The following is a 17,855-nucleotide window of genomic DNA, read 5'->3' as shown; positions in this document are numbered from 1 at the left end:
CAGCTGGCCACTGCATCGGAGGAATTATCTGCGGTGACCGAGCAGACCAGCGCAGGCGTCAGCAGCCAGCGCCAGGAAACCGATCAGGTCGCCACGGCCATGCATGAGATGACCGCGACGGTGCAAGAGGTCGCGCGCAATGCCGAAGAAGCGTCGAGCGCAGCCCAACGCGCCGATCAACAGGCCGCCAAAGGCAATACCGTGGTCCAGCGCGCCCTGTCGCAGATCGATCGGCTCTCCAGCGAAGTCACGCTTTCGGCTGAGGCCATGACCCAGCTAAACCAGGAAACTGACGGCATCAGCACCGTGCTTACCGTGATCAACGGCATCGCCGAACAGACCAACCTGCTTGCACTGAACGCCGCCATCGAGGCTGCCCGGGCGGGTGAAGCCGGTCGCGGTTTCGCAGTGGTTGCCGATGAGGTACGGGGACTTGCCCAACGCACGCAGCAATCCACGGCGCAGATCGAAGCCCTGATCGCCAACCTACAGAAAGGCGCCCGCACGGCATCCGGAATGATGGACAGCAGCAGCACCCTGGCTCGCGATACCGTCACCCTCGCTCGAGAAGTGGGCACGGAGCTGCAAGCCATTACCGAAACTGTCTCGGTCATCCAGGCGATGAACCAGCAGATCGCCACCGCCGCCGAACAGCAGAGTTCGGTGGCCGAAGAAATCAATCGCAGCGTGCTCAGCGTGCGCGACGTCGCCGACCAATCCGCCGAAGCGGCTCGGGAGACCGCCACCTCTACCGCCCGCCTCGCCCAGCTGGGCGGTGAGCTGCAGACGCTGATCGGCCGGTTCAAGATCTGATTTTTCGCTCACAAGGGTTTGGTTAGCCACGCCGCTAGATGTCGCTATCCATTCCTGCATGGCAGGCGTAGTCTCTGCCAGACTAATTCAATCTTCACGCTCACGCCGAGGTGCACTGGCCACAGAGCAGACCCACGCACGGATGCATCACTAAGCCACCCATCAGCGAGGCGACATCATGAGCAAAGGTATGGATACAAAGAAGAATGCGAAAAAGAAACCCCTCAAGACTGCGCAGGAAAAGCGCGCGGCCAAACGGGATAAAGCCAGCGGACCCGCACCTTTATTGGGCAGTCACGCCGCTCGCTAGATCACAACGCTGGTATAGCGCCCCGCCCGGACACCGTCGCGGGGCGTTTTGCTGTCAGGCCGCTGGACTGCCGAAAGCCGTGCGCAGTCGGCCAACCACCCATCCCCCGCCTACGTTGATCACCAGACCCAGCATGACCAGCAGCGCGCCAACCGCCTGGAGCAGGCCCAGGTGCTCGTCCAGCAGTACCGCGGCAGAGGTCAGCCCAACGACGGGTACGAGCAGCGAGAACGGCGCAACGGTATTGGCCGGATAGCGCGACAACAGACGACTCCAGAGCCCGTAGCCAAGAATGGTCGCGCCGAACGCTAAGTAGATCAGCACCAGCGCTGAATCCATCCCGAAACCACGCAATGCACCCCCGATCGCTTCCGGCCCCTCCAGCACCCACGACAGCGCGAAGAACGGAATCGGTGGAATTAGGCTGCCCCACACTACCAGCCCGACCAGATTCACCTTGCCCACCTTGCGGGTAACGATATTGCCCAGTGCCCACATGGATGCCGCGCAGATGGTCAGCAGGAAGCCTGCCAGCGTCATGCTGCGGTCGCCTTGCATGCCGATCAGCAGCAAACCGCCAGCGGCAATCATCAGCCCGACCAGATTGCTTGCACGGAGCCGTTCGCCAAGAAATAGCACGGCGAAGAACAGCGTGAAGAACGCCTGCGACTGCAGCACCAACGAGGCCAGGCCAGCCGGCATGCCGACCTTCATCGCGGAGAAGAGAAAGGCGAACTGACCGAGCGAGATGGTCCCGCCATAAGCCAACAACCAGCGCAGCGGCATCTGTGGCCGCTTGATAAACAACACCGCCGGAAATGCCGCGAGCAGAAAGCGCAGCGACCCCAACAGCATCGGCGGGATGTCATCCAGGCCGACCTTGATCACGACGAAATTCATACCCCAGACGACAATCACAACCAGGGCCAGCATCAGGTCCTTCGGTGCCATGGCACAGTTCCCCAGACAAAAACGCATTAAAGCCGCCTGTAGCGACCCGGTACTCATACAGCAGGCAGGCATTTGGGCGTTACAGTCGACAGGCTTACCCGCCATACGTCCCTCCGCGGCGCTCGAGTTACGTACAGCCCGTGCCTGCTGCCGCAGCAACGGCTAGAATCGCGGTCAGTCGATTTCAACAACCTCAGCCATCACGAGAGCATTCATGGGCGCACAGTGGAAAGCGAAACATAAGGAAGCGGCAGCCAACGCCAAAGGTCGTACCTTCGGCAAACTGTCGAAAGAAATCATGATCGCGGCGCGCAGCGGCGCCGACCCGGACATGAATCCTCGCTTGCGCCTGGTGGTAGAGCAGGCCAAGAAGGCCTCGATGCCCCGCGAGACCCTCGAGCGCGCCATCAAGAAAGGTGCAGGGCTGCTAGGTGAAAGCGTCAACTACGAGCGCACCACCTATGAAGGCTTCGCGCCGCATCAGGTTCCGGTGATCGTCGAGTGCCTGACCGACAACGTCAACCGCACCGTGGCAGAGATCCGAGTGCTGTTTCGCAAGGGCCAGCTCGGCGCCTCCGGCTCGGTCGCCTGGGACTTCGATCACTGCGGCATGATCGAAGCCGCGCCGGCGACTGCCGATGCCGATCCCGAACTCGCCGCCATCGAAGCCGGCGCGCAGGATTTCGAAGCTGCTGAGGATGGTGCCACGCTGTTCATCAGCGACGCCACGGACATGGACGTGGTCTGCCGCGCCCTGCCGGAGCAAGGCTTCACCGTACAGTCCGCGCAGCTCGGCTACCGCCCGAAGAATCCCGTGACGACGCTGTCCGAAGCCGAGCTTGAGGAAGTCGAAGCCTTCCTCAGCGCCATCGACGCCCATGACGATGTGCAAAATGTCTACGTCGGCCTGGCCGGCTAACGCATATCAACCGTTGAGCTAGAGGCACAGCGATGAGTACGAACAAACCCAACACCCCCTATGCCCAGCGCGAACAGGGTTATCGTGAAAAGGCCCTGAAGATGTACCCGTGGGTCTGTGGGCGCTGTGCTCGGGAGTTTTCCGGCAAGCGACTGAGCGAGTTGACGGTCCATCACAAGGACCACAACCACGACAACAACCCGGAAGATGGTTCCAACTGGGAGTTGCTCTGCCTGTACTGCCACGACAACGAGCACTCGCGCTATACCGACAACCAGTATCACGCCGAAGCCCGGCCGGGGAGCGACCTGGGGCCGAAAGAGACGTTCAAGGCTTTTGCCAATCTGGCCGACTTGCTCAAGCGCAAGCCGGACTGAGGATGACAAAACAGGTGTCGGTCACTTCACCAGAAGGACCGGCACCGAGACCTCATGAACCACACGATTGGCGACCGAGCCCATCAGCATGCCAGTAAAGCTGCCCAGGCCGCGGGTGCCCATCACTACGGTGTCGCAACCAAACCGTTGCACGGCATCGTTCACCTGCTCCGCCACGTTGCCCAGGATGGCGTGAGTCTGGTGCGCAATTCCCGCTGTCTTGAGTGCCGCAGCGGCTTCTGCAAGGGTTCGGTTCGACTTGTCGATAAAACTCTTGTTCAACTCATCAACCGTACCCGCAGTGACGAACTCGCCGTAGAGCACCGGCTCCTGCTGCACGTTCAGCACATGCACCTCGGGCGGCTTAGGCGCGTCGGTGGCGAAATCGATGATGTATTGCAAGGCCCGTTTGGCGTTGTCCGAACCGTCATAAGCGAGAAGAATGTTGCGCATAGCGAGTCTCCAACCAGTTTTGTCGACAACAGCATAGACCATCATCCCGGCGCGCCCGACTGCCAAAATCGCATCCGTTGCTCTGGATCAATCTCCACGGTTGTCGCCATTTCGAGGCCTTACCATGAGTACAACTCTCAGCGTTCCGTTTGGCGTAGGCGATGCTTCGTTCCAGGCAGCGGGTGGCGAGTCTGGGCTGACCCGCCTGGTCGAAGCGTTCTACCAGATCATGGACGAGCGCGAAGACGCGATCTGCGTCCGCCGCCTGTATCCACGCGACCTGATCGAAGCGCGCAAGCGGCTCGCAGCCTTCCTTTGCGGCTGGTTGGGCGGCCCACGTCGCTACGCGGAACACTACGGCAGCATCAACATCCCGCAATTTCACACCCGCTGGAAGGTCGGCGAAGCCGAGCGCGATGCCTGGCTCGGATGCATGGCTCTGGCGATCGCCAAGCAGGGATACTCCGCAGACTTCGCCGATTACCTGCTGGCCCAGTTGCAAATTCCTGCAGAGCGTATTCTCCAAGCAGGCCAGCACACCTGCCCCCAGCAGTCGGCTCCGCTGTAACCTCGCTGTACCTCGGCTCGAGTAGTCTGGCGTCTGCACGCCGCCGAACGCCTTGCACCTAGCTGCGTCATACCTTGTGAGGCCGTTGCGAACACGGCGGCACTGAACCACGCAAACAGGGGATTCCATGAAGATCCGCTTTGCCTCGGTGAACGAGCAGAAGATTCGCGATGCAGAAGAATTTCTAGGCAAAAGCGGTATCGAGATCGTCAAGTTCCCGGTGCGCATCGTTGAAACACAGACCGAGGACCTGAACCAACTGGTCAGTGACAAGCTGTTGGACGCATTCAAGCTAATTGGCAAACCGGTGTTCGTCGAGCATTCCGGCCTGTTCATCAACAGCCTGAACGGTTTTCCTGGCGGCCTTACACAGACCTTTTGGGATCGTCTGCACGCCGTACGTTTTTCCGATCTGATTGGCAGCCTCGACGACCCATCTGCCGTGGCACGTACCTTGATCGGCTACTGCGACGGCCGCAAGCGGCACTTCTTCAAGGGCGAGGTCACCGGCAAGATCTCCCGTACTCCTGCCGGCGACCGGGGTTTCGAATGGGACAACGTATTCGTGCCAGACGGCTATTCGTGCACCTTCGCAGAACTGGGCGGTGTACATAACGACCTTTCGATGCGCAGGCGCGCTCTGGATGCCTTCATCACGCACTTGCGACGGGGCTGAGGGAGTTGATGCAAAAGCTTCTGGAGGCATACAGAAATAACCGCCTGATTCTCTTTGTTGGCTCGGGGGTGTCCGCCAACATCGGGCTGCCGCCATGGCGCGAGCTTATCGATGAGATTGCCGCTCAGCTCGAGTACGATCCCGACGTATTCGATACGTACAGAAACTTCCTTTCGCTTGCCGAGTATTACCGCATCAAGAAAGGCAACATCGGGCCGCTGCGCAGCTGGATGGACCGTGAATGGCACAAGAACATCGATATTCGCGACTCGGAAATTCACCGGTTGATTGTCCAGGGCCGGTTTCCTGCCATTTACACCACCAACTATGATCGCTGGCTAGAGAACGCGCACGACGCTCACGGCGTCAGCTATCTGAAAATTGCCAATGCAAGCGATCTGGTCAAGGCGCGAGACGGCGTGCGACAAATCGTCAAGTTCCATGGCGACTTCGACGACGATAACTCCATCGTGCTGGACGAGACTAGCTACTACGAAAGGCTGCAGTTCGAAACACCGCTGGATATCAAACTGCGCGCGGACACCTTGAGCAAGCCGTCCTGTTTATTGGCTACAGCCTTTCCGATACGAATATCAGATTGCTGTTTTACAAGCTTTCAAAGATCTGGAACCAACACGAAACGCTAGGCGTCCGGCCGATCTCATATGTTTTCTCGCATAAACCCAACCCCGTGCAGGAAGAAATCCTCAGTCAATGGGGCATCCGCATGATCACCTCTGAAGATGACGAACCAGGGCTGGCATTGCAGAACTTTCTGAAAGAATTGGTGGAGGGCTGAGGGAGGTTGCGCGCAGCTTGAATCCCGCCCAGCGCAGCGAAAATAGCAAGTGCGATGCCGTTAAACATCGCACTTGTTGGCTTCAGTAGTTGTAGCCAATACCGACGCTGTAGAAGAACGCGCCGTCATCGTAACGATCCCGCGCATCGCTTCCACTTTTGAAGAGGAATTGATACTCGGCCATTGCAGTGATGAAGGTTTTGTCCTGAACCCAGTATTTAATACCGACTTCCGGCCCCCCCATAAAGGTTTCATCAACCTCCTCGCCATAGATCCCACCAACACTCACCCCGACGAACGGACGAGTGTTGCCACTACCGAAGTGATAGTCGTAGAACACACGGGTCGAACCGTCGAACTGCACGCTCTCCCCCTCCGAGTCACGGGCATTTACGGTTTGCCGAACACCCCACATGGAAGCCTCGTCCAGATATGTGCCCCAACTACCTTGTACGGAAAGCACTGTATCGTCGAAGTCCTTATCGCTGCTGCCCGCGCCACCCAGCGTAACTTCACGATCACCTGCCACCGGAGCGGCAACTGCGATGGCGGGAAGCATGGCGGCGACCAGGAGGGAAGTTTTGAAAAGTCTGTTCATGACAACACCTCTTGTTCTTGCTAACTATGGCGGAATGCGCAACTTATTCGATGCGCACTGTTAATGACAGGAACACATCATGACTGTTCATTTTATTTTAGGTATATAATGCAAGCACCTATTTATAAAGGGATTTTTTATCAGTAAATCTCGCCACAACAGATACTTTCTCAGCCATATAAAACAAACGAAACGGGCAACTAGCGAAACGGCAATTCACTCGGCACGGTGATCAGTAAGTGCTGTTTTCGGGTGTCGCCATTTCATCCGGCAGCGGTTCGTCTTCGGGGTCGCTATCGAACTCATGTCCCATGGCGATCCGCAACCAGACCGGTACCAGCAACAGGCCCACCGCTATGCATACCCAGCTGATCACTGAAGAACCATCCGGTGGCGGAAACATCAAGCGCCCTACACCGACCAGCAGGGAGAACAGCGAAACGGCAGTCACCGCAACAGCAAAAAGACGTGTACCAAGGGCCTTGACCGAAACGGCGCCTGCGACCCCATTGAGCATCGCCGCACGCCGCCAGAAGCCAAACGGACGTACACGACTGTAGAAGCGCTTAAGTGTGGCGTCGTCGGTAGCGGGGGTAATGAAGGTCACCAGGATTGCGGCGGAGGTGGTCGTCAGTGCCATGATTCCAAGGCGCACCCACTCACGATCAGGGTCGGTGCCAAGGTAATAGAGCAGCAGTGGTGCCGTTATCAGCGACACCGCCATCGCCGTTAACTCTGAATAGAGGTTTATCCTCTCCCATAGCCAGCGCAGCACCAATACCGAGCCCATTCCCGCACCGAATAGCAGTGAAATGAACCAGGCGGTCTGGATCGATCCAAGATTGGCCATGATGATCATCGCGATCACCAGGATCAGTACATTCGACAACCGTGCGACCAACACTAGCTCGCGATCCTTTGGCTTGCGCTTGAGCACGTGTGGCGCGAACACGCCTCCATAGACATCATTGCTCCAATAGGAAGCCCCCCAATTGAGGTGCGTATCGACAGTTGAAGCCAGCGCAGCCAGCAAGCCGACAAGCATCAAGCCCCTTACGCCTGGTGGCAGTAGGTCCTCGATACCCTGCACGAACAAGGCCTCTCGCCCAGCAGTGAAACCGTCACCGGCCATGTCACCGGGGGTGAAGGGATACAACACCAGTAATCCAACGGCAATCGCCATCCAGAACAGGCTGCGCAGGAATATCTGCAGCCAGGTGAACACCAAGCCGGCAATCCGGGCGTCACGGTCGGTGGGGCATGCCATGCTTCGCTGCGCCAAGTAGCCGGTACCGTCAGCGTTCATCTGGAAGAACCATTGCAGACCAACGATCACCAGAAACGGCATCAACGCCTCGCCCGCATCTGCAGGCGGGGCGAAAGACAACATCCTGCTCGCCTGTTCGCTGCCGTAGAGTTCGACGATGCGGTCGGTCAGCCCGCTCAAACCGCCCGCTGCGTCGACCACGAACCAGGCGTAGAGCAGTGTGCCGATCATCGCCAAGCTGAACTGCATAACGTCAGTCTGTACCACAGCACGTAAACCGCCCGTGATCGAGTACATCGCGGTAAATGCGAGGATCAGCAGGATCGAAATCAAGTTGTTGGCACTCATCATCGCCGGATCGAGTCCAGTAATGCTCTCGCCAAGCTGGATGCCCAGATTGGCGATCAACGCGACGATAGGCTCATAGAGGCCAGCCGGTAACCACAGATGCCACGGTAGGAATACCTCAGCGATACGAATGGCAGCTACCAGGACCATTGCCAACACCACACAGTTGATCACCGTGCCGTAATAGATAGCCTTGAGCAGACGCAGCGGCGTGACACCTTTGCCGCTATAGCGCACACAGGTCAGCTCTGCGTCGGTCAGCACTCCGGCGCGGCGCCAGCCCACCGCAAAGATGAATGCCATCAGCAGGAACGCGAGGCCGTAGATCCACAGACGCCATAGCGCAAAGACGCCCGCCGTCGCGACCAGACCGGTCACCAACAGCGGCGTATCGGCCGCGAACTGGGTCGCCCCCATGGAAAAGCCTGCCTTCCACCCTTTGATAGTCCTGCCTGCAAGAAAGTATTCGTTGAGGCTTTGGGACGCCTTACCCCGTGCGCGCAGGCCGGAACCCAGACCGTAGAGAACGAAGGCCATGACGATCAGTAGGTCCAACATTTTGTTATGTCCTAGCTGGAGGCTGTTCTTCTGAGAGCGCGAGCTATGGTGGAAAATTGCAGGCGCCGGATGAACGGAGCGAACATCGAATCCGGCTCGGACTCATGGCCCGCTGGTCCGAAGAGCATCGATTAATATCCGACAGCATTGATGGAGAACAGCTCATGGAGGCACCTCAGTTGCGTCAGTTGCCAGACCAAAGCCGACCTTTGCTTAACAAATTCTACCGAGCCCATCGCAGCCATATGCGGGCGCCAGCCGGTGCTCGCTACTGGGTCGCACAGCATGTGGAGATTATTGCGGGGCTATGCCTCACAGGCGTCGATGGCGGCCATTGGCTAACCGGTTTGCTGGTCGCGCCAAGCCACCGTAACCAGGGCTTCGCGACACGCTTGGTGGCCCAAACGCTGGCCGCCTGCGAAGGGCCTGTATGGTTATTTTGTGAGCCGGGGTTAGCGTCTTTCTACAAGCAACTGAGTTTCGGTGAGACCACTGCTTTGCCAGAGTCACTCGCCCTTCGCCTGCAACGCTATAACCAACACAAGACGCTTGTGGCGCTATGTCACGATAAGGAGCAAGCGGCATGACATTAACCGTTCTGAAAATCGCCACTGCCTGCCTGCTTGATGAGGCGGGACGCGTATTGATCGTACGCAAGCGCGGCACCCAGGCGTTCATGTTGCCTGGCGGCAAGATCGAGGGTGAGGAGACACCTCGGCAAGCGCTGGAGAGGGAACTGCATGAGGAACTGGATCTGCTGATCGAGCCGTCGAAGCTGGAGTCGCTCGGCCATTTTCAGTCGCGGGCGGCAAACGAACCGGACCATTGGGTGGAAGCGGACGTGTTCGTTGCGCGCCTAGAAGCCTCGGTAAAGGTACAGGCGGAAATCGACGCGCTGGACTGGCTGGAAGTACATGCAGAGCGGCAGGGACATCTGGCGCCCCTGCTACGAGAGCAGGTACTTCCCGCACTGCGCCGAAGGCTGCTTACAGACTAAAGGTAGGGCACCAATCAGCAGCTACGGAGAAATAGGATCGCTTGCCGGGAAGGTCTCTTCCAAGGCCTCATCCAGCTGGTCTTCATTAGCCTCATCTGGATCACGTTTGACCGGGTCTTCTTCATCTCGCCCAGGCTGGGCAGGTTGATTCGGTTCGTTGCCGTTCATGGTGAGCACCTCTGGTTAGGTTACGGCTATTAGTCCGTTCACCCGCGCAGTCGTTCGCGCACCCACCTCTACAAAAAACTCTACACAAAAAAAGGGGCGGGGGTTAACCCCCGCCCGCCTCCTTCCCTACTTCCCTTTTTTTCCTACTCATCATCCTGATGAAACCGCATCCAGCGGCTGATCCTGCCCGACATCCTTGCCGGCTGTGCTTGTCCCTGAGCACGGTTGCGATATTAAGGATTTGAGCGGCAACGGCAACTCTGAAAAATGCATGATGGCAACGGAGCCACCATCTTAATAAAAACTATTACTCAGCTAAATCAAGGACTTAGACATCTATTTTTCTTGGAATGGCGATCCGCCCGGTCAACGCTACTAGCTTTGCTTACACACTCTGTAAGCAAATGCTTACGTGAGGAATCGTCTAAGCAGAAGTCGTGAGAATCGAGAGTTAAGCCCGCTTTTTCAATCGACAGCCGCTAAGCTGCAGTGCAGCCGGCATAACGGATGGAAATCTTGCCCCTTACCGCGCAGGTAAGGGGCAACGGGGCCTAGCGGAACAGCGATTCACTGGAAAGACCGTTACGCTCCAGAATTTCACGGAGCCGTTTGAGTGCTTCGACCTGAATCTGCCGAACCCGCTCTCGGGTCAAGCCAATTTCCTGGCCGACCTCTTCTAAAGTGCAGCTTTCATGGCCGCGCAGACCAAAGCGTCGGATAACCACTTCCCGCTGTTTTTCAGTTAGGTCGGATAGCCACTGATCGATGCTCTCGGACAGATCGTCGTCGAGCAAAAGCTCGCAGGGGTCGTTTGGCCGGTCATCGGTCAGGGTATCGAGCAAGGTCTTGTCGGTGTCCGGTCCTAGGGAGACGTCAACCGAGGTCACGCGCTCATTCAGCCCGAGCATCCGCTTGACCTCAGCAACAGGTTTTTCAAGCAGGTTAGCGATTTCCTCGGGGCTAGGCTCATGATCGAGCTTCTGCGTCAGCTCGCGCGCTGCCCGCAGGTAAACGTTCAGCTCCTTGACCACATGAATCGGCAGACGAATGGTCCGAGTTTGATTCATGATCGCCCGCTCGATGGTCTGCCTGATCCACCAGGTTGCATAGGTCGAGAAGCGGAAACCACGCTCAGGGTCGAATTTCTCGACCGCACGGATCAGCCCAAGATTTCCCTCTTCCACCAGATCCAGCAGTGACAAACCTCGATTGACATAGCGCCGAGCGATTTTCACGACCAGCCGCAGATTGCTTTCGATCATGCGCTTGCGCCCCGCCGGATCGCCCTTCTGCGCGAGACGCGCGAAGTGCACTTCCTGTTCGGGTGTCAGCAGGGGGGAAAAACCGATTTCGTTGAGGTAGAGCTGGGTGGCGTCGAGCGCGCGGGTGTAATCGATGAACTTGTGTTGCTTGACCGTTGCGGTCTTGGACTTGGTGCCGACTGAGCCGACGCGGGAGATCTCGGTAATCGGATCTGTGTCCGCGGACGGTTCCATGAGTAGAACTGCATCGTCTACGTCAAACTCCGGCACTTCTTTTTTGAGAGCCATTATTGTTTTCCTGTTCTGAGTTCGACAACAGGCTTGGGCGGCACGCGTTCCCTGGCATCGCTCAAGCCCCTCCTAGTGCTAGAACAGGCAGCATCAAATCATCGCTTTGGCAGATATTGCAGCGGATCTACAGGTTTGCCTTGGCGGCGAATCTCAAAGTGCAGCTTCACCCGGTCGGTTCCAGTCGATCCCATCTCGGCAATAGTTTGCCCAGCTTTGACTTGTTGACCCTCCTGAACCAGCAGCCTGCGGTTGTGGCCGTAGGCACTTACATAGGTATCGCTGTGCTTGATGATCACAAGTTCGCCGTAACCCCGTAAACCACTGCCGGCGTACACAACAGCCCCATCAGAAGCAGCTAAAACAGGCTGTCCTAATTCCCCGGCGATATCAATGCCTTTATTCAAACTTCCGTTTGAGGAGAAACGGCCAATAACCGTGCCGCCTGCAGGCCAGGCCCAGCCGCTTGCGGAGCGGGTAACCGGCTTGATCGGGGTGTTCGGCGCAGCAGGCTTGGGCGCCGCTACGGTGGGTCGTGTCAAAGGCGGCGGCGTCGGTACCGGGTTCGTCACGATGGGCGGCGTGCTGGGCGCAGACGCGGGGGGAGCGGTTTCCGGACGAGTGGCAACGGCACGGGGTACCTGGCCACTGAAGCGAATCGTCTGGCCTGGGTAGATCACATGCGGTGGACGGATATTATTGACCCGTGCCAGATCGCGCCAGTCCCAGCCAAAGCGGAAAGCGATCGACCAGAGCGTGTCTCCGCGCTGAACGGTGTAGTGCCCGCTGGTTACACGGTCCCGGTTGTTACGATCGACGACACTCACGCCGCCTGACGGCGAGCTGGCGCACCCGACCAGTAACGAACCCGCCAACAAGGCGACAAGCGCGCAACGGACTGATGAACTGCGTATCCATTGCGTGCTGGCTGTGAGCTTCAATACCCGCTCCCTATGATCGACAAGTCGGTTCAGACGCTTTGTGCGACTGGCTGGTGACGCCCGGCAAACCACTCCAGCCCAAGCACCAGCGCGATGCCGGCGCCCGCCAGAAGGATCGCCAGCAGCAGCTGCGGATCCTGCCCTGTCAGATCGCCATAAGCGCCCGGCAGCAGGTTTTGCTCTAGTAGCGGCACGGGCACACCGTGCGAGTTGGTGCGCCAGGTCAGCGTCTCTTTCCAAGGCCATACCTTGTTCAGCGAGCCGAGCATCAGCCCGGTTAGAAATGCCAGGGTAAGGTCGCGCCAACGCCGCAGAACCCAACTCAACACACGCGCAAAGCTCAACAAGCCGACCAGACAACCGGCGGCAAAGGTCAGCATGATGCCTAAATCCAAGGCTTTAACCGCGCCCAGAATTACGGGGTACAGGCCGAGAAGAACCAGAATGAAGCTGCCGGATATCCCCGGCAGGATCATGGCGCAGATCGCGATGGCGCCAGCGAAGAACAGGCTGACGCTGCTCGTGCTCCACTGCATGGGCGACGCGACCGTAATCCAGTAGGCAAAGCCGATACCCAGGCACAGACTGATCAATCGTGACAGGTTGCGACGCTGGATCTCCTTGCTGACCAAATGCACAGAGACCAAGATCAGCCCAAAGAAGAACGACCACACCGGAATCGGGTGCTGCTCGAGGAGGTACGTAATCAGTTTTGCCAGGCTGAGCACGCTGGTCAGAATCCCAGCGAACAACACCAAGAGAAAGGTCCCGTTAGCGGTGCGCCATGCTTCGGCGATGCGCCCCTTGAGCAGTACGGGAATGGCGTTCGGCACTGCGCCGATGGAGCGCAGCAATTCATCGTAGATTCCGGTTATGAATGCGACGGTACCACCCGAGACGCCAGGCACCACATCCGCAGCCCCCATCGCCATGCCCTTGGCGTACAACAGCAACGCGTTTTTCATGCTTCCATCCGCTGTGATCAAACTACAGGCCCATTGAGCAGCGGCACGAAGCGCACGGTATCCAGCAGATGGCGGGAAAAACCGTCTTCCTCTCGAATGATCAGCATCAATTGCTGGACTTCGCCAACCCCGACCGGGATCACTAACCGCCCGCCGGGAGCCAGTTGATCGAGCAGAGCCTGGGGCACGTCGGCTGCCGCCGCGGTAACGATGATGCCGTTGTAAGGGGCCAGCGCAGGCCAGCCCTCCCAGCCATCACCCCAGCGAAAGACCACGTTACGCAACTTGAGTTCGACCAGGCGTTCTTTTGCGCGGTCTTGCAGCGCCTGGATTCGCTCTACCGAGAACACCCGCTCTACCAGCTGTGCCAGTACAGCTGTTTGATAGCCGGAACCGGTGCCAATCTCCAAGACCTTGTCAAGCGGGCCGTCAGCGAGCAGCAGCTCGCTCATACGCGCCACCATGAAGGGTTGCGAGATCGTCTGGTTGTGGCCGATGGGCAGCGCGGTGTCTTCATAGGCGCGATGAGACAATGCCTCATCGACGAACAGGTGGCGGGGCGTGCGACGAATCACCTCAAGCACGCGAGGATCGGAAAGCCCTTCTTCGTACAGTCGCTGGATCAGCCGGTCCCGGGTGCGTTGTGAGGTCATCCCGGTACCATGGCGCAGCAGGTCATCGGATCCGCGGTTCACAACACGCCCTCCAGCCAACTGTCGAGGCCCTCGAAGGCCTCATGAAAGGTTCGGTCCAGCTGCAATGGTGTAATCGAGACGTAGCCCTGCATGACAGCATGAAAATCAGTGCCTGGCCCGCCATCTTCAACGTCGCCGGCCACCGAGATCCAGTAACCGTCCTTGCCACGCGGATTCGCCTGCTTCACTGGAGGCTTGGCCCTGCTGCGATGGCCCAGGCGGGTCAGCTGGATGCCGCGAATGTGGTCCAGCGGCAGGTTTGGGACATTGACGCTCAATACAGTACGCGGCGGAAGCTCAAGCGACGCCTGATGCTCAACCAGCTTGCGCGCGACATAGGCCGCAGTCGGCAGGTTATCGGTCAGCCGCGACACGAGGGAAAAAGCGAAGGCCGGCTTGCCGGTAAACCGGCCCTCGATAGCTGCGGCGACGGTACCGGAGTACAACACGTCGTCGCCGAGATTGGCGCCCAGATTAATACCGGAAACCACCATGTCAGGCGCGTCTTCAAGCAAGCCGTTAATGCCTAGGTGGACGCAATCCGTAGGAGTGCCGTTCACGCCGATGAAACCATTCGGCATGGTTGTGGGATGAAGCGGGCGATCCAGGGTCAGTGCACTGCTGGCGCCGCTCATGTCCTGAATTGGGGCAACTACCCTGCACTCGGCAAAATCCGCCAGCGCGTCATAAAGCGCGGCGAGCCCAGGTGCATACACCCCGTCGTCGTTGGCGATCAGAATACGCATCAGATGTCCGTCTGCCCTGCCAGGCTGACCAGTTCGCGCACCACAGCAGTGGCAAAGCATCCGGTCGGCAGGACGAATTCAAGTTGCAGAATGTCAGGCTCGGGATAATGCCACGACAAGCCGCCTATTGGGAGGCGAAGAATGCGCCGTTCATGCTTCATTCCGGCTTCTGCGAGCCACTTGGCGATTGACGGCTCCGTTGCAGCTGCCTGCATCTCTAGTGCTTGTACAACGCCTGCAGCAGGCGATTCGCCGGCGCCCCACAGCGGACCGGTCGGATGCAGATCCAGCACGGCCAGCCGTGGGTCGCTGCACTCGGCTTCACCTGCCGGGAAAAAGCTGCGGCTATCGGTGAACGCCAGCAGATCACCGACTTGGGCCTGGTTCCAGCTACCCGCGGCAACTCGCTCAGCTAATACGCGATTGAATAGGTAACTGCGCCCCGCCGATAGCAGACGTGAGCGGAGATTGCGCTGCACGGGCAGCTCTTCCCTATCCGCGTACTCGCGGGCGCCGTGGACATTCCCCCCCTCATAACCGAAGCGCTGCAAGCCAAAATAGTTGGGCACACCGTCGATCTTGATCCGCTCTAGACGCGCATCGAGTTGGGCATGTTCAGCCTGCAGTTCCGTCAGACGCAGGGTAAACCCATTGGCCGAATGGGCGCCGCGTTGCAGTTTTCGCTGATGGCGGCTGCTCTGGAGAATCTTTAGGGTTTCGTCTTCGGCCCTAGCCAGTGCGGGATCAGCTTTGCCTGGCAGATGCAGGCTGAACCATTGACGGGTCAGAGCCTGACGATCTTTCAAGCCGGCATAACTGATGTTGCGCACCGGAACGCCAGCGGCACGCGCCAGGCGTCGCGCGGCTTCTTCGGTATTGAGGTTGCGCTTTTCCACCCAGAGCCAAAGATGTTCGCCCGCGCCAGACAAGGGGATATCGAGCACCTCGTCGACCTGGAAATCCTCCGCCACAGCTTTGAGCACCGCGGAGCCACAGGCCCCTCCGTGCGCCCTTGGGCCGAGTAACTGGTCTTCGGTCATGCGCTGACCAGCAGCGCGACAGCGTGAACGGCAATGCCTTCTTCACGCCCGGTGAAGCCGAGCTTCTCGGTGGTGGTGGCCTTGACGTTGACCTGATCCAGATCGACCTGCAGGTCCTCAGCGATTAGGGTTCGCATGGACTCGATGTGCGGAGCCATCTTGGGTGCTTGCGCAACAATGGTGGCGTCAACGTTACCGACCTTCCAGCCTTTGCTCTGCACCTGCTTGAGCACGTGCCGCAGCAATACCCGACTGTCGGCGCCCTTGAAGGCCGGATCGGTGTCCGGGAAGTGCTTGCCGATATCGCCAAGCGCAGCGGCGCCGAGCAATGCGTCGCTCAAAGCATGCAGCACCACGTCGCCATCCGAATGCGCGAGCAGACCGAACTTGTGAGCAATCCGCACCCCACCGAGGGTGACGAAATCGCCCTCACCGAAACGATGCACGTCATAGCCATGGCCGATACGCATAGTCATTTGCACCTCGAAAAGATCAGCCGGCGATTCTACAGGACAGCAGCAGACGTTGAAGCCGCAGCGGTAAGAACCCCTGCAGATCAACGCAGCCGATAAGCACCATTAACCGAATCGATCATGTATCGCTTTTTACCGATATATAGTTCGCTCCATCGCGATATACCGAACCGGACGACACCATGCCCGACGAACTGGACGAGATCCTCAAAGCAATCGCCCACCCTTTGCGGCGGGAGATTCTGGGTTGGCTGAAAGAACCACAACGCTATTTCTCCGAGCAGCATCACTCGTTGGAAAACGGGGTGTGTGCCGGACAGATCGACCAGCGCGCCGGGCTATCGCAATCAACAGTGTCGGCCCATCTGGCGACCTTGCAACGGGCCGGCCTGATTACCAACCGCAAAGTTGGCCAGTGGCATTTTTTCAAACGCAATGAGCCGGCCATCGCCGCTTTCGTGGCCCGCCTCGGCCAGGTCCTCTGAGCCCACCAACCCTTACCGTGTAAAGGAGCAGCATCGCTATGCCTACACTTTTCGACCCGATCAAGATTGGCGAACTGGAACTGGCCAACCGCATCATCATGGCCCCGCTGACCCGCTGCCGTGCCGAGCCGGGCCGCATACCGGGTGATTTGATTGCCGAGTACTACACCCAGCGGGCCGAGGCTGGACTGATCATCAGCGAAGCCACATCGGTCACGCCGATGGGCGTCGGCTATCCGGACACGCCGGGCATCTGGTCCGCCGAGCAGATACAGGGCTGGAAAAAGGTAACCGATGCGGTCCATGCGAAAGGCGGCAAGATCGTGCTGCAGCTCTGGCATGTGGGTCGGATCTCCGATCCGATCTACCTCGACGGTCAACTTCCGGTCGCGCCGAGCGCTATCCAACCCGCCGGGCACGTCAGCCTGGTCCGGCCGATGAAGAATTTTGAAACGCCACGAGCGCTGGAAACCGAAGAGATCGCAGGCATCGTCGAGGCCTACCGTAAAGGGGCCGAGAATGCTCGCGAAGCAGGGTTCGACGGCGTCGAAATACATGGCGCCAACGGTTACCTGCTTGACCAGTTCCTGCAAGACAGCACCAACCAGCGCACCGATCAGTACGGCGGCTCGCTGGAAAACCGGGCACGTTTGATGTTGGAAGTTACCGATGCGGCGGTAGGGGTCTGGGGCGCTGGCCGCGTAGGCGTTCATCTGGCACCACGCGCCGACGCTCACGACATGGGCGACTCGAATCGTGCCGATACCTTCGCCTATGTCGCTCGTGAACTGGGCAAGCGCGGCATCGCCTTCATCTGCACTCGGGAGAAAGCCGGCGAGGACAGCCTCGGCCCACAGCTGAAGGAGATCTTCGGTGGCGTTTATATCGCCAACGAACGCTTCACCAAGGACCAGGCCAACGCCTGGCTGGCCGAGGGTAAGGCCGACGCCGTGGCCTTTGGCATTCCCTATATCGCCAACCCCGACCTGGTCCAGCGCCTGCGCCAGGACGCGCCGCTCAACGAGCCGCGGCCTGAGCTGTTCTACGCAAAAGGCGTCGAAGGTTACACCGATTATCCATCGCTCTAGCTCCTTGCGATGGAAGGCCCGCCCGGAATTCCGGGCGGGCCTTTTTTCTTTCCTCACAGCTATTTATGCA

Annotated in this window: 21 protein-coding genes and 1 pseudogene; 10 read left to right on the top strand and 12 right to left on the bottom strand. The window is 58.8% G+C overall.

Annotated features, from left to right (window positions below; all coding sequences use genetic code 11):
• The first annotated feature begins 99 nt into the window (after positions 1 to 99).
• Positions 100 to 813 (top strand): methyl-accepting chemotaxis protein, encoded by a 714-nt coding sequence (locus tag ACIGHL_RS04390; RefSeq protein ID WP_486052051.1) that lies wholly within the window; start codon positions 100 to 102, stop codon positions 811 to 813.
• Positions 814 to 1,177: 364 nt separating this feature from the next.
• Here the strand turns inward: ACIGHL_RS04390 and ACIGHL_RS04385 are convergent, their stop codons facing one another.
• Positions 1,178 to 2,074, bottom strand: a complete 897-nt coding sequence (locus ACIGHL_RS04385) for an EamA family transporter (protein ID WP_127838775.1) — start codon at positions 2,072 to 2,074, stop codon at positions 1,178 to 1,180.
• Positions 2,075 to 2,288: 214 nt separating this feature from the next.
• Here ACIGHL_RS04385 and ACIGHL_RS04380 point away from each other — a divergent pair, with 214 nt between their 5' ends.
• Positions 2,289 to 2,993 carry a YebC/PmpR family DNA-binding transcriptional regulator gene (locus ACIGHL_RS04380; RefSeq protein WP_127838774.1) on the top strand — a complete coding sequence of 235 codons (705 nt, stop codon included), beginning with the start codon at positions 2,289 to 2,291 and terminating at the stop codon, positions 2,991 to 2,993.
• A gap of 32 nt (positions 2,994 to 3,025) precedes the next feature.
• A complete protein-coding gene (locus ACIGHL_RS04375) occupies positions 3,026 to 3,370 on the top strand; it encodes a YajD family HNH nuclease (RefSeq protein ID WP_064481893.1) in 345 nt (114 codons plus the stop codon).
• A gap of 21 nt (positions 3,371 to 3,391) precedes the next feature.
• On the opposite strand, the gene ACIGHL_RS04370 is transcribed toward ACIGHL_RS04375, so the two are convergent.
• Positions 3,392 to 3,823: a universal stress protein gene (locus ACIGHL_RS04370; protein ID WP_045428948.1), complete on the bottom strand. Its 432-nt coding sequence runs from the start codon at positions 3,821 to 3,823 to the stop codon at positions 3,392 to 3,394.
• 124 nt (positions 3,824 to 3,947) lie between these two features.
• On the opposite strand from ACIGHL_RS04370, the gene ACIGHL_RS04365 reads away from it, so the two are divergent.
• The 3 genes and pseudogenes from ACIGHL_RS04365 (at position 3,948) to ACIGHL_RS04355 (ending at position 5,866) form a co-directional block, all read left to right on the top strand.
• Positions 3,948 to 4,391, top strand: a complete 444-nt coding sequence (locus ACIGHL_RS04365) for a group II truncated hemoglobin (protein WP_128119450.1) — start codon at positions 3,948 to 3,950, stop codon at positions 4,389 to 4,391.
• 127 nt (positions 4,392 to 4,518) lie between these two features.
• Positions 4,519 to 5,067 carry a non-canonical purine NTP pyrophosphatase gene (locus ACIGHL_RS04360; RefSeq protein ID WP_128119451.1) on the top strand — a complete coding sequence of 183 codons (549 nt, stop codon included), beginning with the start codon at positions 4,519 to 4,521 and terminating at the stop codon, positions 5,065 to 5,067.
• Between the two features lie 8 nt (positions 5,068 to 5,075).
• A pseudogene (locus ACIGHL_RS04355) lies at positions 5,076 to 5,866 on the top strand (SIR2 family protein).
• Positions 5,867 to 5,948: 82 nt separating this feature from the next.
• Here the strand turns inward: ACIGHL_RS04355 and ACIGHL_RS04350 are convergent.
• Both ACIGHL_RS04350 and ACIGHL_RS04345 read right to left on the bottom strand, forming a co-directional pair.
• Positions 5,949 to 6,464 carry a hypothetical protein gene (locus tag ACIGHL_RS04350; protein ID WP_164863195.1) on the bottom strand — a complete coding sequence of 172 codons (516 nt, stop codon included), beginning with the start codon at positions 6,462 to 6,464 and terminating at the stop codon, positions 5,949 to 5,951.
• A gap of 232 nt (positions 6,465 to 6,696) precedes the next feature.
• Positions 6,697 to 8,637 carry a sodium:solute symporter family protein gene (locus ACIGHL_RS04345; protein ID WP_128119452.1) on the bottom strand — a complete coding sequence of 647 codons (1,941 nt, stop codon included), beginning with the start codon at positions 8,635 to 8,637 and terminating at the stop codon, positions 6,697 to 6,699.
• Positions 8,638 to 8,801: 164 nt separating this feature from the next.
• Between ACIGHL_RS04345 and ACIGHL_RS04340 the strand changes: the two genes are divergently transcribed.
• On the top strand, positions 8,802 to 9,224 hold the full coding sequence (locus ACIGHL_RS04340; RefSeq protein WP_181689960.1) for a GNAT family N-acetyltransferase: 423 nt from the start codon (positions 8,802 to 8,804) through the stop codon (positions 9,222 to 9,224).
• Positions 9,221 to 9,634, top strand: a complete 414-nt coding sequence (locus tag ACIGHL_RS04335; protein ID WP_181689961.1) for an NUDIX hydrolase — start codon at positions 9,221 to 9,223, stop codon at positions 9,632 to 9,634. Before ACIGHL_RS04340 ends, ACIGHL_RS04335 begins: the two co-directional genes overlap by 4 nt.
• 21 nt (positions 9,635 to 9,655) lie before the next feature.
• On the opposite strand, the gene ACIGHL_RS04330 is transcribed toward ACIGHL_RS04335, so the two are convergent.
• The 8 genes from ACIGHL_RS04330 to ispF all read right to left on the bottom strand — a co-directional run bounded on the left by ACIGHL_RS04330 (position 9,656) and on the right by ispF (position 16,209).
• Complete coding sequence (locus ACIGHL_RS04330) at positions 9,656 to 9,802, bottom strand: hypothetical protein (RefSeq protein ID WP_164863192.1); 147 nt, start codon at positions 9,800 to 9,802, stop codon at positions 9,656 to 9,658.
• Between the two features lie 551 nt (positions 9,803 to 10,353).
• Positions 10,354 to 11,352, bottom strand: a complete 999-nt coding sequence (gene rpoS, locus ACIGHL_RS04325; protein WP_128119453.1) for an RNA polymerase sigma factor RpoS — start codon at positions 11,350 to 11,352, stop codon at positions 10,354 to 10,356.
• 98 nt (positions 11,353 to 11,450) lie between these two features.
• Positions 11,451 to 12,293 carry a peptidoglycan DD-metalloendopeptidase family protein gene (locus ACIGHL_RS04320; protein ID WP_413818136.1) on the bottom strand — a complete coding sequence of 281 codons (843 nt, stop codon included), beginning with the start codon at positions 12,291 to 12,293 and terminating at the stop codon, positions 11,451 to 11,453.
• Between the two features lie 29 nt (positions 12,294 to 12,322).
• Positions 12,323 to 13,258, bottom strand: coding sequence for a polyprenyl-phosphate transporter (locus ACIGHL_RS04315; RefSeq protein ID WP_128119454.1), 936 nt, complete (start codon positions 13,256 to 13,258; stop codon positions 12,323 to 12,325).
• A 17-nt stretch (positions 13,259 to 13,275) separates the two neighbouring features.
• Positions 13,276 to 13,911: a protein-L-isoaspartate(D-aspartate) O-methyltransferase gene (locus ACIGHL_RS04310; RefSeq protein WP_029404859.1), complete on the bottom strand. Its 636-nt coding sequence runs from the start codon at positions 13,909 to 13,911 to the stop codon at positions 13,276 to 13,278.
• 38 nt (positions 13,912 to 13,949) lie between these two features.
• The gene (surE, locus tag ACIGHL_RS04305) at positions 13,950 to 14,699 is read right to left on the bottom strand and encodes a 5'/3'-nucleotidase SurE (protein ID WP_046162016.1); all 750 of its coding nucleotides are present in this window, start codon (positions 14,697 to 14,699) and stop codon (positions 13,950 to 13,952) included.
• Positions 14,699 to 15,739: a tRNA pseudouridine(13) synthase TruD gene (truD, locus tag ACIGHL_RS04300; protein ID WP_046162017.1), complete on the bottom strand. Its 1,041-nt coding sequence runs from the start codon at positions 15,737 to 15,739 to the stop codon at positions 14,699 to 14,701. The genes surE and truD overlap by 1 nt, the downstream gene beginning before the upstream one ends.
• Positions 15,736 to 16,209 carry a 2-C-methyl-D-erythritol 2,4-cyclodiphosphate synthase gene (gene ispF / locus ACIGHL_RS04295; protein ID WP_046162129.1) on the bottom strand — a complete coding sequence of 158 codons (474 nt, stop codon included), beginning with the start codon at positions 16,207 to 16,209 and terminating at the stop codon, positions 15,736 to 15,738. The genes truD and ispF overlap by 4 nt, the downstream gene beginning before the upstream one ends.
• A gap of 185 nt (positions 16,210 to 16,394) precedes the next feature.
• On the opposite strand from ispF, the gene ACIGHL_RS04290 reads away from it, so the two are divergent.
• Complete coding sequence (locus tag ACIGHL_RS04290) at positions 16,395 to 16,697, top strand: ArsR/SmtB family transcription factor (protein WP_128119455.1); 303 nt, start codon at positions 16,395 to 16,397, stop codon at positions 16,695 to 16,697.
• A gap of 38 nt (positions 16,698 to 16,735) precedes the next feature.
• A complete protein-coding gene (locus ACIGHL_RS04285; protein ID WP_128119456.1) occupies positions 16,736 to 17,785 on the top strand; it encodes an alkene reductase in 1,050 nt (349 codons plus the stop codon).
• The last annotated feature ends 70 nt before the right edge of the window (positions 17,786 to 17,855 follow it).

It is taken from the genome of Pseudomonas sp. NPDC077451 (genome assembly GCF_044543345.1).
Classification (GTDB): domain Bacteria; phylum Pseudomonadota; class Gammaproteobacteria; order Pseudomonadales; family Pseudomonadaceae; genus Stutzerimonas.
This window is presented reverse-complemented; position numbering and strand designations above follow the sequence as displayed.